This is a genomic window from Thiohalocapsa marina (genome assembly GCF_008632335.1).
Classification (GTDB): domain Bacteria; phylum Pseudomonadota; class Gammaproteobacteria; order Chromatiales; family Chromatiaceae; genus Thiohalocapsa; species Thiohalocapsa marina.
The window spans coordinates 19,174-32,238 of record NZ_VWXX01000014.1 but is presented as its reverse complement, the minus strand read 5'-3'; the positions used below and the strand labels follow the sequence as shown (position 1 = coordinate 32,238).

Below are 13,065 nucleotides of genomic sequence, written 5' to 3'. Positions count from 1 at the left end.
GCGCTTGCCGGCGGTGCGGGCACATCTGGCCAGCCCAGCCGGCTCAGCCGGCGAAGACGGCGCCGGTGTCGAACCCGCTGGGCAGCAACCGTTCGAGGATGCGGTGCTGGATCTGCGGCTGCAGCCGGGCCATGCGACCCTCGAAGGTGTTGTCCACGCGGATGCGCCCGTCGGCGGCGGTGACCAGCACGCCGGCCAGGGTGTCGATGGCCTGATCCGCCAGCGTGGCCTGGGTGCGGGCGGGCAGGGCGGCGCAGACCTGCTCCCAGTTCGCTGCCAGCAGCCGTTGTTCGCGGGCATTGGCCGCCACGATGACGGCGTCGCGTTCGATCTCGGTCGCCGCGGTGGCGATCAGCGCCGTGAGCGTGGCCAGTTGTCGCGTCTCGTCCCGGGCATGGGCCTGCATCTGCTCGGCCAGCCGCGCCTCGACATCGCGCACCAGGTTCCAGCGCACGCGGTCAAGATGGCTCTGCAGGCGCAATTCCTCCGCCTGCACCTGCTGCCGATAGGTGCGTTCGCCCAGTGCCTTGGCGATGGCCTCCTCGCGCTGCTCCCGCAGCCGGAGCTTGTCCGCCGCCTCGCGCAGGATGGCGTCGCGGGTGCGCCGGGCCCGCTCGCGGTACTCGCCGGCCAGGCGTTCGGCGCGGGCCAGGATGGCCTGTTCGAGCTCATGTGCTTGGGTCACGGGGTTGCCTCTGTGTCGCCTCTACTGCATCAGGTTTGAACTGCCGAACATGGTCGCCAGCCGGTCCGCCACCTCGCTGGACAGCTGCGGCGGATCCGCCAGCGCCGGCACTGCAATGACGACAATACGCCCGCCCTCCTGGCGCACCCGGCGCAGGTTGGTGACCTCCATGGCCATCACCGCCTCGTCGATGACGACGAAGGCCTTGTCCCGCGAGCGGCGCAGGTCGCCAAAGATCCGGTCCACCGCGTCGGGGGGCGGATTGGGGTGTGTCTCGAAGCCGATCAGCCGAAACCCGTCGGCCAGGCTGTCGTCGCCGAGAAACAGCATGCGTGTGGCGGGGGCGCTGTCGGTGGGTTCGGCCATGGGGCGGGGCCTCGCTCAGATGCGGTTGAGCAGCAGGATCGAGATGACCAGGCCGTAGATGGCGATGCCCTCCGCCAGGCCCAGGTAGATCAGCGTCCGGCCCAGGGTCTCGGGCTTTTCGGTGATGGCAGCCAGGGACGCGGCGCCGATGGGACCCACGGCGATGCCGGCGCCGATGGTGGACAGGCCGGTGGGGATGCCGGCGCCGATGATGGCCAGGCCCATGCCAGTGCTGATCTCGGTGATCGCGACCACCTCCACCACCTCTTCGGCGAAGGCGGCGTTCATGCCCAGCAGCAGCAGCCCGATCTGGGCACCGACGAAGACCACCAACTGCGTCGCCAGGGCCGGCTTGAACCAGGGCCGCACCCGCCGCGCATGGACCGGGCGCAGCTCCAGATACAGGCCGGCCAGGATCAGGCCGACGATGGCGAAGGACATCAGGGCGACGAGCCAGTACATGCGTGGATTCCTCTGGGTTGACGGAATGGAGTTGGACGATCAGGTGCCGTGTGTGGTCAGCCGGACCCCGCGGCGCAGTCGCAACGGCGTGAATTCGTGACCGTCGCCGGAAAAATAGCGCGAAAAGCCCTCGTAGTACTGCAGGCGCATGACCTGGATCATGACGATGCCGCCCTCCAGCACCAGGACGAAGACGTTGCCCAGTATGACCGTGATCACGTGGCCGGTGGTGCCCATCATGTTGGCCAGGGTCAGCACGGCGATGGACAGCGCCGCGTGGTTGAGGCTGAAGGCGGCCACCCGCAGGAACGACAGGGTGTTGGAGATGTAGCCGATGATGGTCTCCAGCGTCTCGATGAACACCACCAGCACCTTCTCCCCCACCGGGGCCTGCAACTGGCGCCAGGCATAGCCGGCCAGCGCGCCCAGGGTGGCCAGCACCAGCGCCAAGGGCGCGGCGCCGAAGTCGTCGCCTCGGGCCAGGTTCAGGCCGCCCCAGACCAGTGCCAGGTAGAACAGCAGGTTGATCGCGCCGTGATGGCCGAACAGGGCGCCGGCGACGTTCTTCACCGCAAGCCGGTTGTAGATGGCCAGCAGGCAGGCGGTGACCAGGAACAGCACGCCGTAGCCCAGCGCCAGCTTGAGCATCAGGATCGGGTGATGGATGGGGCTCTTCCACAGCGCCGGCAGGATCTCCTCGTAGCCGAACAGGCTGCCGTAGAGCAGGCCGAACAGCATCGACGACAGCCCGGCCAGGATGCCGAACAGCCAGAAGCGGCCGAGCCGGCGGCGGAAGGCCCAGGCCAGCAGGGCGATCACCGCGCCCTGGCCCAGATCGCCGAACATGGAGCCGAACATGAACAGAAAGGTGAGCGCAAACAACGGCGTCGGGTCCACCTCGCCGTACTGCGGGATGCCGTATTGTTTCACCAGCAGCGCAAAGGGCTGCAGCAGCCGCGCCCGCACCGGCACCGAGGGCACCAGCGGGCGTTCGTCCGGGCGCGGATCGCGGCAATCCAGCTGGAACGGCAGGCTCAGGCTGTCCTGCAGGCGCTGTTGCAGCGCGACCACTGCGCGGGCCGGTACCCAGCCCGCCAGCACTGCCAGATGCCCGGTGCTGCGAATGGACGGGTCCAGGGTGACGAACGGCTCTGCCAGCAGCAGCGTGCGCTGGGCTTCCAGCAGTGCGTCCTGGTGGGTGTGCCGCCAGTCCGCCAGCGTCTCGGTCAGGGTCTGGCGTTGCTGCTCCAGTTCCGCCTGGCGCTGCGCCAGGCGTTCGCGCTGATGTGCCGGATCGGCGTCCTCGTCCAGCCCCTGGGGAATCGGCAGCGCCTGGAATGCGGCGGATGCCAGCACCGACTGCAGTTGCGCCTCCTGTTCGCCGCGGGGGCCGACGATGATGACATGGGCGCTGTCGCCGCGCTGCAGGTAATTGAACAGCAGATGGTCCGCCAGGCGCACCGCGCCCTCCAGGCGGCTGACGTTTTCCCGCGGCACGATGCCGACATAGAAATCGAGAAAGCGGGTCTTGTTGCGCAGGGTGCCGAGGTCGATCTTCAGGTCGGCAAAATTGGCCAGCGCTGCTGCCTGGTCGCGGATGAAGCGCTCCGCGTCGTCGATACGGCGGAATCCCTCCTCGAACCGCGACGCCTCCTCCCAGCGGGTTGCCAGCTCCTGGTTGGTCGCGGCCAGTTCTGCGTGGTCCACCACCCGCAGCGTCGGCAGGTCGGGCGGCCCTTCCAGTTCCACCAGCCTGGCGATCTTGTCCAGCCGCGAGCGCGCCTGCTGATACAGCTCGCGGTAGCCTCGGCCGGGCGCCTCCGACAACGCCTGCGCCTCCGGCGGCCGCGGGTCCGGATGGAAGCTCTCGGTCTGGGCCAGCGCCAGCGAGGCCTGCGGCAGGTCATCGGTCATGACCAGCAGGCGCGCGTGCTTCATGGGTTGGGGTCTGAGCATCTTGGGCTAGATGGCGGATGACTATGTGTCGGTGAGTGACGAGAGGTCCAGCTTCAGGCCGCCGTGTCCATGGGGCAGTGCGGCTCGGCAAGGTCGATGCCGATTTCGATCAGCGCTTGCGGCAGACCGAGCAGCCGCCCCTGGATCAGCGAGAACAGCAGCGACAGGTCATTCTCCCGCAGGATCAGATAGGCCAGGGCCCGGGCCAGCCCGGAGCGGCTGCTGCCGAGCACGCGGCGCGCCTCGGCGTCCAGATAGCCACCCATGCGCCGCTGCACCTCGATGAGATTGCCGCAGCCCGCCAGGGTCTGATCCAGCGGCGACGGCAGGGCGTCGAGCACCTGATCGAAGGTCTCCAGATTGGCCAGTTGCAGCAGACGCTCGCGGTGCAGCAGCTTCGGCGAGGGCACCAGCTGATAGAAGGCCTCGCTGGGCGAGAAACCGTAGGAGAAGCGGAAGCGCAACAGCCACAGCAGATCCAGCCGATCCAGCAGCCCGCCCACCAGCTGCTGCAAGGCCAGGGCGTCCTCGCCCTGGAACTGCTGGGCACGGCGCACCAGTTCTGCGCAATAGCGCTGGTCGATGGCGGCCTCCAGCGCGAAGGGGTCGCGCTGCTGCTCGTAGACCTCGCGCGCCTGGCGCGCGATCAGGCTGTAGGGCGAGCGCTCCAGCACCCGCAGCAGTTCCGGCACGTTTTCCGCCTGGAACAGCGCCTGGTTGGGCAGCCGCAGCACCGCCGGCAGGTCGTACAGGTGTTCGCGGATCTCGCTCTGATCCAGCTGATAGAGCTTGCCGCGGATCAGCGTCTTCAGGTTGAACAGCGCGAACTTGCTGCCCCAGGTCAGCAGCAGGCCACGCTCCGGTGCGCTCATGGGGCGGATCAGGATGGCCAGTTCCGCCAGCAGGGCCCGGATCAACGTCTGCTCCACCGCGCGGCTCCGGGCGGCCTTGGCAACGCCGTCTTCCAGCAGTGCGTCCAGGCCGAAGCGTTCCGCCAGCGTGCCCAGCGACGACTGCGCCAGCGTCTGCATCTGCTGACGGTCCAGCAGGCGCGTGGACAGCGCTGTGACGCGGGTGTTCAGGTAGGCCTGGGTGCGCATCGGAAGGTCCGTGGCGGCGTGCGTCGTGACGCGCGAGCCTTAGCGGTTCGGGTCCAGCAGGACGGCGAAGGCCTCTTGCAGCGCGTCCTGCTCGTGGGCCTCGGCCATGTCGCGCAGACGCACATGGCGTTCGTCGTACCGGCGTTTCAGTTCCGCGATGGTCTGCTCGGCGCGCTCTTCGGACTTGCGGATAAAGGCGCGATGCAGATCGGGCACGCGGGCGGTGAAGCGCTCGTCCTCGGCGCGGGCCTCGGCCATGGCGTCCTGGATGATCCGCTCCTGTTCCTGCTCGGCCTCCTGGGCGAGCCGTTCCGCGCGCATCTCGGCGTCGAGCAGTCGTTTCAGGGTGTCGTCCACCGCAGCCTCCGGCATCAGGATCGGTAACGGAATCGCCAAGGTCCCAAGGATAGTGCAATCGGAGCCGCTCCGGGATGGTCATTTTTGCCGTCGTTGCCGTGGATCAGATCTGCGGCCGGCGGCGAGGCCTGTGCGACCCCGCTACGGTCCCGTGACGATCCAGGTTTCGGCGTCCTGGTTGACGACGATCAATCAAGGCACGGGGTGCCCATGCTCGTGCATGAGCGTAGGCTAATATTCAAATGTGACCGAATCCTTTCAAACGCCGGGCGCGGCAGCGGGCGGTGATGCCATGCGACCCCGCCTTGCTGCACGGGTGTGCCGATGAAGAGCGACCCGAAAACACCAGGTCTGTCCGTCGACGTGGCCTTCAATCGGGTGCTGGCCGCCGAGCAGGCAGCACGCGAGGCGGTAGCGTCCTGTCGACAGGCGGCCGCGGACCGCATCGCCCGCGCCGAGCAGGATGTCCGCGCCATCGGCGCGCGTGCCGACGCACGCATCCGCCGCGCCCATGCCGTCGCCGATCGCGGCATCGCCTGTGCGCTGGCCCAGCTGCGACAGCCCGGGTCGGATGCGGCGGATCCCGAAGCGTCGCCTGCGGATGCGCCGCCGCAGGCCGAACTGGTGCAGCGGCTGGTGACGGCGCTGGCGCGGGAACTCACGGAACCGCCCGCATGAGCACGCGCTGCCGGGCGGCCTATGCGCAGGCCAGGCTGCAGGCGGCCTATGCCGCGCTGCCGGAAGAGTCCGACTGGGAGCGGCTGCGGGGTGCCCGCACGCTCTCCGGCTGGCTGGAAGAGGCCCGCGACGGCGCCCTGAAACAGTGGGTGAAGGCCTTCTCGGCGCAGAGCGATCACCACGACATCGAGCAGGGCCTGCGCCGGCAGTTCGACGAGATCGTCGAGCAGACGGCGCACCTGATGCCCGTGCCCTGGCAGCCGGCGATCCGATGGTGCGCCTGGCTGCCGCGGCTGGGGCTGCTGGAGCATCTGCGCAGCGGGGGCAGCGCGCCGGACTGGGCGCAGCGGGATGCGCGCCTGACGGCATGGCTGTCCGGGCAGCAGACCGATGCGCAAGAGCTGCTCGGCGAGCAGGGGGCCGAACGGCACTGGCTGGACGCCTGGCGTCGGCGCTGGCCCCGGCGCTGGCCCTGGAGCGGTGCCGGCGGTGCGCGGCGTGACCGCGCCGCCCTCGACCGACTGGCGGCGCGTATCGGTGCGCATCTGGCGGCGTTCCGGCAACTGGCCCCGGCCCGGGCCTGGGACAGCCGCCGGGCACTGCGCGAGCAGTTGCGCCGGTCCTTCCACCAGCATCTGCTGCAGCCGGTGTCGGCCTTTATCTTCCTGGCCCTGGTTGCGCTGGACCTGGAGCGCCTGCGCCGGGCCTTGCTGGACCGGGCGCTGTTCGCCGCCGCGGGGGCGGCGCCCGGGTCGGAACCGGAGCCGGACTGGGAACTGGAGCAGGAGCCGGACTGGGAGCCGGATCGGATTTCAACCGCGGGGAGGGCCGCCTGATGCTACGCCCCGTGGCCACCCGCTGGTTCGAGGTATTGTGTCCCCGCGCGGAAAGCGTGCACACCCTGGCGGCGCTGGCGCAGACCGGCGCCGTCGAGCTGGAACTGCGCGCCCACTGCGCCGAGGACTGCCCGCTGACCGACGTGGCCACCGGGCTGGCTGCCTATCAGGCCCTGCTGCCTCGGTACCAGCGCTACTGGCAGCGGGGCCGGCTGCGCCACACGCCCCTGGTGGAGGCGCCGATGGTGGTGATCGAGCGGGCGCTGGCACGGATCGCCGCCTGGCGCCGCGAGGCGGACCCGCTGATCGAACAGCTGCAGTCGGCGGAAGAGGAGCTGACGCGGCTGAAGTGGCTGCAGGCGATCATCAGCCAGATCGAGGGCAGCGCGCTGGACTTCTCCCTGGTCACCGCTTCCGGTCCGCTGCTGGGCACCTTCTGCGCCATCGTGCCGGCCCGCACGCGGCTGGACCTGCCGGACTGGGCGCTCCCCCGCGGCGTGCCCTGGCAGGACGAGCACTGCTACATGATCCTGACCCCGCTTTTGCACATGGACGAGGCCAAGGCACGGATCAAGGCGCACAAGGGGCGCATCGTCGAGCGCCCCGCGTGGCTTGGCGGCGACGCCACGGCCGCCCTGGCCCGACTGCGTGCGCGCCGGGCCTGGCTGTCGGAGCGCTGCGTCACGCTGTACGCGGAGCTCGACACCCTGTTCGAGGAATACGCCCTGGACGCCACCCTGGGCGAGGTGGCCTGGCTGGACTGGTTCAGCGCCCATGTCGGTGCCCTGGAACTGGCCAGCGAGCACCTGGTCTGGATCACCGGCTGGACCGACGACATCGACGGCCGCCGGCTGGCTGACGCGCTCGACCAGGCCGACACGCGGGCACTGCTGCGCCTGACCCGGCCACCCGCCGGGGCGCGGCCGCCGCAGGTGTTGCGCAATCCGCCGTGGCTCAGGCCCTTCGAGCTGTTTGCCCGCGCCCTGGGGGTGCCGGCCAGCGACGAGGCGGATCCGACACCCTTGCTGGCGGTAGTGGTGCCCTTGCTGTTCGGCTACATGTTCGGCGATGTCGGCCAGGGGCTGGTGCTGGTGCTGGCAGGGCTCTGGCTGTCGCGGCGTTTTGATGCGGCGCGGCTGATGGTGCTCGGCGGCGCCTCGGCGATGGTGTTCGGCCTGCTGTTCGGCAGCCTGTTCGGCATGGAGCACCTGTTCCCGCCGCTGTGGCTGCATCCGCTGGCGCATCCGCTGCTGGTGCTGGCGGTGCCGCTGGTGTTTGCTGTCGGGCTGCTTAGCCTGGGGCAGCTGCTGTCCGGTCTCGGCGCCCTGCGACGGGGGCAGTTCGGCGCCTGGCTGCGGGTGGATGCAGGCTTTCTGGTGCTGTATCTGGGGCTGGTGCTGGCGTTGGCGCTGCCCGGCAGCGGGCTTGGCTGGCTGGCCGTGGTCGGTCTGGTCTGGTACCTGGGCGGCGCCTTCGTTCAGGCGCACCGGCTGCTCGGCGCCCTCAGTGCCCTGGGACATCTGGCCGAGAACGGCCTGCAACTGCTGACCAACACCCTGTCCTTTGCCCGCGTCGGCGCCTTCGCGCTGGCGCATGCGGCCTTGTCCTCCGCCATCGTCACCATGGCTGCGGCGGCGCCCGCCTGGGCGGGACTGCTGATCCTGCTGCTGGGCAATGTCGTGGTCATTCTGCTGGAGGGTCTGGTGGTCTCCATCCAGACCACGCGTCTGGTGCTGTTCGAGTTCTTCAACCGGTTCCTGCGCGGCAACGGCCGCCGCTTTCTGCCGTTGCCGGCGCCGCCACCGCTGGTAACGCCTACACTGGCTTCAGGAGGGTCAACATGAGCTATCGAGTCTTGTTTGCCGGTCTGCTGGTGGTCGCCGCCGGCCTGGTGGCGACCCTGGCCAGCCTCTTGCTCTGGCAGCCGCAGGTATTGGCCCAGGGCGAGGTGCTGGAGGTGACCGAGCGCCTGATCAGCCCGGAGGTGCAGAAATGGGGGTTCCTGTCCGCTGCCCTGGCCACCGCCATCGGTGCCCTGGGGGCCGCCTATGCGGTGGCGAACATCGGCTCTGCGGCGGTGGGCGCCCTGACCGAAAAACCGGAGTTGTTCGGCCGCGTCATCATCCTGGTCGGTCTCGCCGAAGGCATCGCTATCTACGGCCTGATCGTGTCGGTACTGATCCTGAACCGCTTGTGAGGCCGTCATGGACGCTGTCTTCATCGGCGACGAGATCAGCGCGGCGGGCTGGCGGCTGGCGGGCCTGCAGTGCCATGTGCCGCCGCCGACATCGGCCGAGGTGACCGCGCTGTTCCAGCGCGTGCGCGACGAGGCCGGGCTGGTGCTGATCACGGCGGAGCTGGCCGAGCAGCTGTCGCAGCGGCTGCTGGACGAGGCGTTGCGCACGCAGTCGCCGCCGACGCTGGTGATCGCGGACATCCGCGGGCGCCGGCAGCCGGCGGACCTGGCGGCTTCCCTGAAACGTCAACTCGGGCTGGCGGAATGAACATCGACGAGCGCGAACAGGCCTTGTTGAAACTGGTGCAGGACTGGCGCGACCAGGAATGTCGGCGCCTGCTGGCGGAGGCCGACACGCAGGCCTCGGACATGCGGCGACAGGCCTTCGCCCGCGACCGTGCGGCGCTGCATCAACGGGTCAGCGCGGAGCGTGCCCGCGCCCAGGCGCTGGTGCAGGCGGCCCGTGCCGAGCGCGACACCCGCCTGCGTCGGCGCAGCGAGCAACGGGATGCCGCCCTGGTGGCCGCCGCCTGGCCAGCGCTGGTCGCCGCGTTGCAGTCGCGCTGGGCGCAGGCGGCGTCGCGACGGCGCTGGGTCGAGCACGCCCTGGCCGATGCCGCCACGCGGCTTGCGGGCGGCGGCTGGCTGATCCGGCATGCGGCGGGCTGGCCAGAGGCCGAGCAGGCGGATGCGGCGGCCTGGCTGGGGCAACAGCGCCCCGGGGCTGACGCCGTTCGCTTCAGTGCCGATGCCGAGATCGATGCCGGCCTCATCATCAGCGCCGATGGCGCGGTGCTCGACATGAGTCTCAGTGGCCTGCTGCGCGACCGCGCGCGGATCGAGGCCCGGTTGCTGGCGCTGGCCGAGCAAGGGGGGCGGCATGAACGCTCATGATGTGGCCGCGCGGGCCGCCACCACCTGGATCAGCGGTCCGGTGCTGCGCGCCCGACCGGAGGGCGCCTTCCTGCTGCGCGAGGCGGTAACCGTGGGCGAGCAGCGCCTGCTGGGCGAGGTGATCCGGCTGGCCCGCGACGAGATCACGGTGCAGGTGTACGAGGATACCTCCGGCTTGAGGCCCGGGACCCTGGTCAACGGCAGCGGGCGGCTGCTGTCGGTGCGGCTCGGCCCCGGCATCCTCGGGCACATCTTCGACGGTCTGCTGCGACCCATCGGCGTTGCCCCCGGGGAGGCGGGACGCGATCCCTGGGTGCTGCCGGGCATGCGCGACGAGGCCCCGGCGCAGTTCTGGCTGACGCCCCGGGTCCGGGTGGGGGATGCCATCGGCCCTGGCGATGTCGTGGCTGATGTGTCTGTCGGCGTCGATGCCAGCCTCTCCGGCAGCGGCGAGGCGCTGAGCGGTCTGCCCCAGCGCTGCCTGGTACCGCCGGACCTGCCCGCCGGCCAGGTCATCGAGATCGCCGCCGCCGGCAGTTACCGTGAAGACCAGCCCATCTGCCGCGTCCGCGATGCGCAAGGCGGCGAGCACGGCATCGCCCTGTCACACCGCTGGCCGGTGCGTATCCCGCGTCCGGTGGCGCAGCGCCTGCCGTCCGACGAGCCCATGCTCACCGGGCAGCGCATCCTCGACTGCCTGTTCCCCATCGCCCGCGGCGGCACCGCGGCGATCCCCGGCGGCTTCGGCACCGGCAAGACGGTACTGCTGGAGACCGTCGCCAAATGGTGCGACGCCGATGTCATCGTCTATGTGGGCTGCGGCGAGCGCGGCAACGAGCTGGCCGGGCTGCTGGCCGAGTTCGGCGAGCTGGAGGACCCGCGCAGCGGCCGGCTGCTGCTGGAGCGCACCGTGGTCATCGCCAACACCTCGAACATGCCGGTGTCGGCACGCGAGGCCAGCATCTACACCGGCATCACCGTGGCCGAGTACTTCCGCGACCAGGGCCTCAACGTGACCTTGATGGCCGACTCCACCAGCCGCTGGGCCGAGGCCCTGCGCGAGGTCTCGGGGCGGCTCGGCGAGCTGCCGGGGGAGGGCGGCTATCCGGCCTATCTCTCCAGCCGGCTGGCGGACTTCTATGAGCGTGCCGCACGCGTGCGCACCCTCGGTGGTGCCAACGGCTCGGTCAGCGTGCTTGGCGCCGTGAGCCCGCCCTCGGGCGACTTCTCCGAGCCGGTCACCAACCATACCCGGCGCTACGTCGGCTGCCTCTGGGCGCTGGATGTGCGCCGTGCCCAGGCGCGTTTCTATCCGGCCATCCAGCCGCTCACCTCCTACAGCGTCAGCGCCGCCAGCCTGGCGCGCTGGTGGCACAGCGCGGGCTGCACGCGTTGGGAGGCCCTGCGCCGGCGTTTTCTGACGCTGCTGGAGGACGAGGCGCGGCTGGAGCGCATGGCCCGCATCATCGGCCGCGACGCCATGCCCGCGCGCCAGCGCCTGATCCTGCTCTGTGCGCAACTGGTCAACCAGGCCTTCCTGCGCCAGTCCGCCTTCTCCGACATCGACCGCTATGCCACGCCCCAGCGCCAGGCGGTGATGATGCGACTGCTCGGCAGCTTCATCGAGGCCGCCGAAGGCCTGCTGGAGGCCAATGTGCCGCCGGAGCGCATCGCCGAGGCGCCGATCTTCCGCGCCCTGATGCGCATGGGCGAGGAGATCCCCGACGGCGACTGGGAGCGCTTCTCCGAGCTCGACCGCGAGCTCACCGCCACCGCTCGACGGCTGCGCGAGGAGGTCTCCGGAGACGAGTGAATGAAGTATGGAACCGCAGAGGCGCGGAGGACGCAGAGGAAAGACGAGTTCGTAGGTTGGGGTGAGCTTGCGAACCCCAACGATCAATAGTTCGTAGGCTGGGGTGAGCTTGCGAACCCCAACAAACAGCAGGTTCGGGCAGGTTCGGGCGCGGGGGACGTTGGGGTTCGTTCCTCACCCCAACCTACGGCTCTGCGGTTGATCATTTTGAAGCGGCAAGAACCGGTCATCGAAACAGGGGCTGAACATGTACGCCAGGCTCACCGGTGAAGACATTGCCAATCGCGTCGACGGCCCGCTGCTGTTCCTGCGGCGCAGCGTCGACGTGGGGCTGAACGAGGCCGTCGAGGTCGAGACCGCCGACGGCGGCGTGCGGCTCGGGCGCATCGCCGCGCTGGATCAGGAAACGGTCACGGTGGAGATGCTCGACGACACCGCCGGGCTGCGGCTGCAGGGCACCCGCGTGCGCTTCTTTGGCGAGCCGCTGCGCTTCGACGTCGGCCCCGGCCTGCTCGGGCGCGTCTTCAATGGGGTCGGCAAGCCCATCGACGGCGGCCCGCCGCTGGCCGCCGAGCGCTCGCTGCGCGTCGACGGTCTGCCCATGAAGCCCTCGGCCCGTGAGGCCCCGAGCGAGTTCCTCGAGACCGGCTTCAGCGCCATCGACCTCATGAACAGCCTGGTGCGCGGCCAGAAGCTGCCGCTGTTCTCGGGCGGCGGCCTGCCGCACGACCGCATCGCCGTGGACATCGCCTGCAACGCCCGGCTGCCCGGGGCCCGTGGCGGTGAGGACTTCGCCATCGTCTTCGCCGGCATCGGCATCCCCCACGCCAGCGCGGAGTTCTTCCGCGAGGAGATGGAGAAGAGCGGCGCCCTTGCCCGCACCCTGCTGTTCCTGAACCTGGCCAGCGATTCCAGCGCCCAGCGCCTGCTGACCCCGCGCTTCGCACTGACCGCCGCCGAGTACATGGCCTTCGAGCAGGGCAAGCACGTGCTGGTGATCCTGACCGACCTCACCAATTACTGCGAGGCCCTGCGCGAGGTCTCGGCGAGCCGCGGCGAGGTGCCAAGCCGCAAGGGTTACCCAGGCTACATGTATTCCGACCTGGCCACCCTCTACGAGCGGGCCGGGCGCATCCGCGGGCGGCCCGGATCGGTCACCCAGGTGCCCATCCTGACCATGCCCAACGACGACATCACACACCCCATCCCCGACCTCACGGGCTATATCACCGAGGGCCAGATCGTGCTCGACCGCGAGCTGCACCGGCGCGACCTGTATCCGCCCGTGCGCCTGCTGCCGAGCCTGTCGCGTCTGATGAAGGACGGCACCGGTGCCGGCCTCACCCACGCCGACCATCCCGCCCTCGCCGCCCAGCTCTATGCCGCCTATGCCCAGGCGCAGCAGACCCGCATCCTTGCCAGCGTCGTCGGCGAAGAGGGCCTGTCCGAGACCGACCGCACCTACCTCGCCTTCGGCGGGCGCTTCGAGCAGGACGTCCTCGCCCAGCCCGACCGCCGCGACATCGAGCAGAGCATGGACGCCGGCTGGCGCGCCCTGCGCGGCCTGCCCCGCAACGAACTCACGCGCCTCAGCGACGCGCAGATCGAAAGTCACCTGGCGTAACACGTAGGGCGGACAAGCGCAGCGCCGTCCGCCAGGCCCCAGCCAATCAGCCACCAGC

Annotated in this window: 14 protein-coding genes; 8 read left to right on the top strand and 6 right to left on the bottom strand. The window is 70.0% G+C overall.

The features are described from left to right. Window positions 1-43: 43 nt before the first annotated feature. The 6 genes from F2Q65_RS10490 to F2Q65_RS10465 all read right to left on the bottom strand — a co-directional run bounded on the left by F2Q65_RS10490 (window position 44) and on the right by F2Q65_RS10465 (window position 4,926). Window positions 44-685, bottom strand: a complete 642-nt coding sequence (locus F2Q65_RS10490; RefSeq protein ID WP_150093121.1) for a V-type ATP synthase subunit E — start codon at window positions 683-685, stop codon at window positions 44-46. 21 nt (window positions 686-706) lie between these two features. After that, window positions 707-1,051, bottom strand: coding sequence for a V-type ATP synthase subunit F (locus F2Q65_RS10485; RefSeq protein ID WP_150093120.1), 345 nt, complete (start codon window positions 1,049-1,051; stop codon window positions 707-709). Between the two features lie 15 nt (window positions 1,052-1,066). Next, window positions 1,067-1,513 carry an ATP synthase subunit C gene (locus F2Q65_RS10480; protein ID WP_150093119.1) on the bottom strand — a complete coding sequence of 149 codons (447 nt, stop codon included), beginning with the start codon at window positions 1,511-1,513 and terminating at the stop codon, window positions 1,067-1,069. A gap of 39 nt (window positions 1,514-1,552) precedes the next feature. Then, complete coding sequence (locus F2Q65_RS10475) at window positions 1,553-3,451, bottom strand: V-type ATP synthase subunit I (protein WP_246156138.1); 1,899 nt, start codon at window positions 3,449-3,451, stop codon at window positions 1,553-1,555. A 71-nt stretch (window positions 3,452-3,522) separates the two neighbouring features. After that, complete coding sequence (locus F2Q65_RS10470; RefSeq protein WP_150093115.1) at window positions 3,523-4,569, bottom strand: V0D/AC39 family V-type ATPase subunit; 1,047 nt, start codon at window positions 4,567-4,569, stop codon at window positions 3,523-3,525. 39 nt (window positions 4,570-4,608) lie between these two features. Further along, entirely contained in the window at window positions 4,609-4,926 is a 318-nt protein-coding gene (locus F2Q65_RS10465; protein WP_150093214.1) for an ATPase, read from the bottom strand. Window positions 4,927-5,250: 324 nt separating this feature from the next. Between F2Q65_RS10465 and F2Q65_RS10460 the strand changes: the two genes are divergently transcribed. From F2Q65_RS10460 to F2Q65_RS10425, 8 genes are all read left to right on the top strand, one after another. After that, entirely contained in the window at window positions 5,251-5,604 is a 354-nt protein-coding gene (locus F2Q65_RS10460) for a hypothetical protein (RefSeq protein WP_150093113.1), read from the top strand. Next, window positions 5,601-6,440: a hypothetical protein gene (locus F2Q65_RS10455; RefSeq protein WP_150093111.1), complete on the top strand. Its 840-nt coding sequence runs from the start codon at window positions 5,601-5,603 to the stop codon at window positions 6,438-6,440. The genes F2Q65_RS10460 and F2Q65_RS10455 overlap by 4 nt, the downstream gene beginning before the upstream one ends. Further along, window positions 6,440-8,284, top strand: a complete 1,845-nt coding sequence (locus tag F2Q65_RS10450; RefSeq protein WP_150093110.1) for a V-type ATPase 116kDa subunit family protein — start codon at window positions 6,440-6,442, stop codon at window positions 8,282-8,284. Before F2Q65_RS10455 ends, F2Q65_RS10450 begins: the two co-directional genes overlap by 1 nt. Beyond that, complete coding sequence (locus F2Q65_RS10445) at window positions 8,281-8,637, top strand: ATP synthase subunit C (protein WP_150093108.1); 357 nt, start codon at window positions 8,281-8,283, stop codon at window positions 8,635-8,637. The genes F2Q65_RS10450 and F2Q65_RS10445 overlap by 4 nt, the downstream gene beginning before the upstream one ends. Before the next feature lie 7 nt (window positions 8,638-8,644). After that, a complete protein-coding gene (locus tag F2Q65_RS10440) occupies window positions 8,645-8,944 on the top strand; it encodes a V-type ATP synthase subunit F (protein ID WP_150093106.1) in 300 nt (99 codons plus the stop codon). After that, on the top strand, window positions 8,941-9,570 hold the full coding sequence (locus F2Q65_RS10435) for a hypothetical protein (protein ID WP_150093104.1): 630 nt from the start codon (window positions 8,941-8,943) through the stop codon (window positions 9,568-9,570). The genes F2Q65_RS10440 and F2Q65_RS10435 overlap by 4 nt, the downstream gene beginning before the upstream one ends. Further along, on the top strand, window positions 9,557-11,383 hold the full coding sequence (locus F2Q65_RS10430; RefSeq protein ID WP_150093102.1) for a V-type ATP synthase subunit A: 1,827 nt from the start codon (window positions 9,557-9,559) through the stop codon (window positions 11,381-11,383). The genes F2Q65_RS10435 and F2Q65_RS10430 overlap by 14 nt, the downstream gene beginning before the upstream one ends. 247 nt (window positions 11,384-11,630) lie before the next feature. Beyond that, window positions 11,631-13,007 carry a V-type ATP synthase subunit B gene (locus F2Q65_RS10425; protein ID WP_150093100.1) on the top strand — a complete coding sequence of 459 codons (1,377 nt, stop codon included), beginning with the start codon at window positions 11,631-11,633 and terminating at the stop codon, window positions 13,005-13,007. Window positions 13,008-13,065: the final 58 nt, after the last annotated feature.

Bases quoted from the DNA above. Each gene is read 5' to 3' on its own strand.
- F2Q65_RS10425 (WP_150093100.1), top strand. From the start codon at position 11,631: ATGTACGCCAGGCTCACCGGTGAAGACATTGCCAATCGCGTCGACGGC.
- F2Q65_RS10480 (WP_150093119.1), bottom strand. From the start codon at position 1,513: ATGTACTGGCTCGTCGCCCTGATGTCCTTCGCCATCGTCGGCCTGATC.
- F2Q65_RS10475 (WP_246156138.1), bottom strand. From the start codon at position 3,451: ATGAAGCACGCGCGCCTGCTGGTCATGACCGATGACCTGCCGCAGGCC.
- F2Q65_RS10435 (WP_150093104.1), top strand. From the start codon at position 8,941: ATGAACATCGACGAGCGCGAACAGGCCTTGTTGAAACTGGTGCAGGAC.
- F2Q65_RS10430 (WP_150093102.1), top strand. From the start codon at position 9,557: ATGAACGCTCATGATGTGGCCGCGCGGGCCGCCACCACCTGGATCAGC.
- F2Q65_RS10455 (WP_150093111.1), top strand. From the start codon at position 5,601: ATGAGCACGCGCTGCCGGGCGGCCTATGCGCAGGCCAGGCTGCAGGCG.
- F2Q65_RS10460 (WP_150093113.1), top strand. From the start codon at position 5,251: ATGAAGAGCGACCCGAAAACACCAGGTCTGTCCGTCGACGTGGCCTTC.
- F2Q65_RS10450 (WP_150093110.1), top strand. From the start codon at position 6,440: ATGCTACGCCCCGTGGCCACCCGCTGGTTCGAGGTATTGTGTCCCCGC.
- F2Q65_RS10445 (WP_150093108.1), top strand. From the start codon at position 8,281: ATGAGCTATCGAGTCTTGTTTGCCGGTCTGCTGGTGGTCGCCGCCGGC.
- F2Q65_RS10485 (WP_150093120.1), bottom strand. From the start codon at position 1,051: ATGGCCGAACCCACCGACAGCGCCCCCGCCACACGCATGCTGTTTCTC.
- F2Q65_RS10470 (WP_150093115.1), bottom strand. From the start codon at position 4,569: ATGCGCACCCAGGCCTACCTGAACACCCGCGTCACAGCGCTGTCCACG.
- F2Q65_RS10440 (WP_150093106.1), top strand. From the start codon at position 8,645: ATGGACGCTGTCTTCATCGGCGACGAGATCAGCGCGGCGGGCTGGCGG.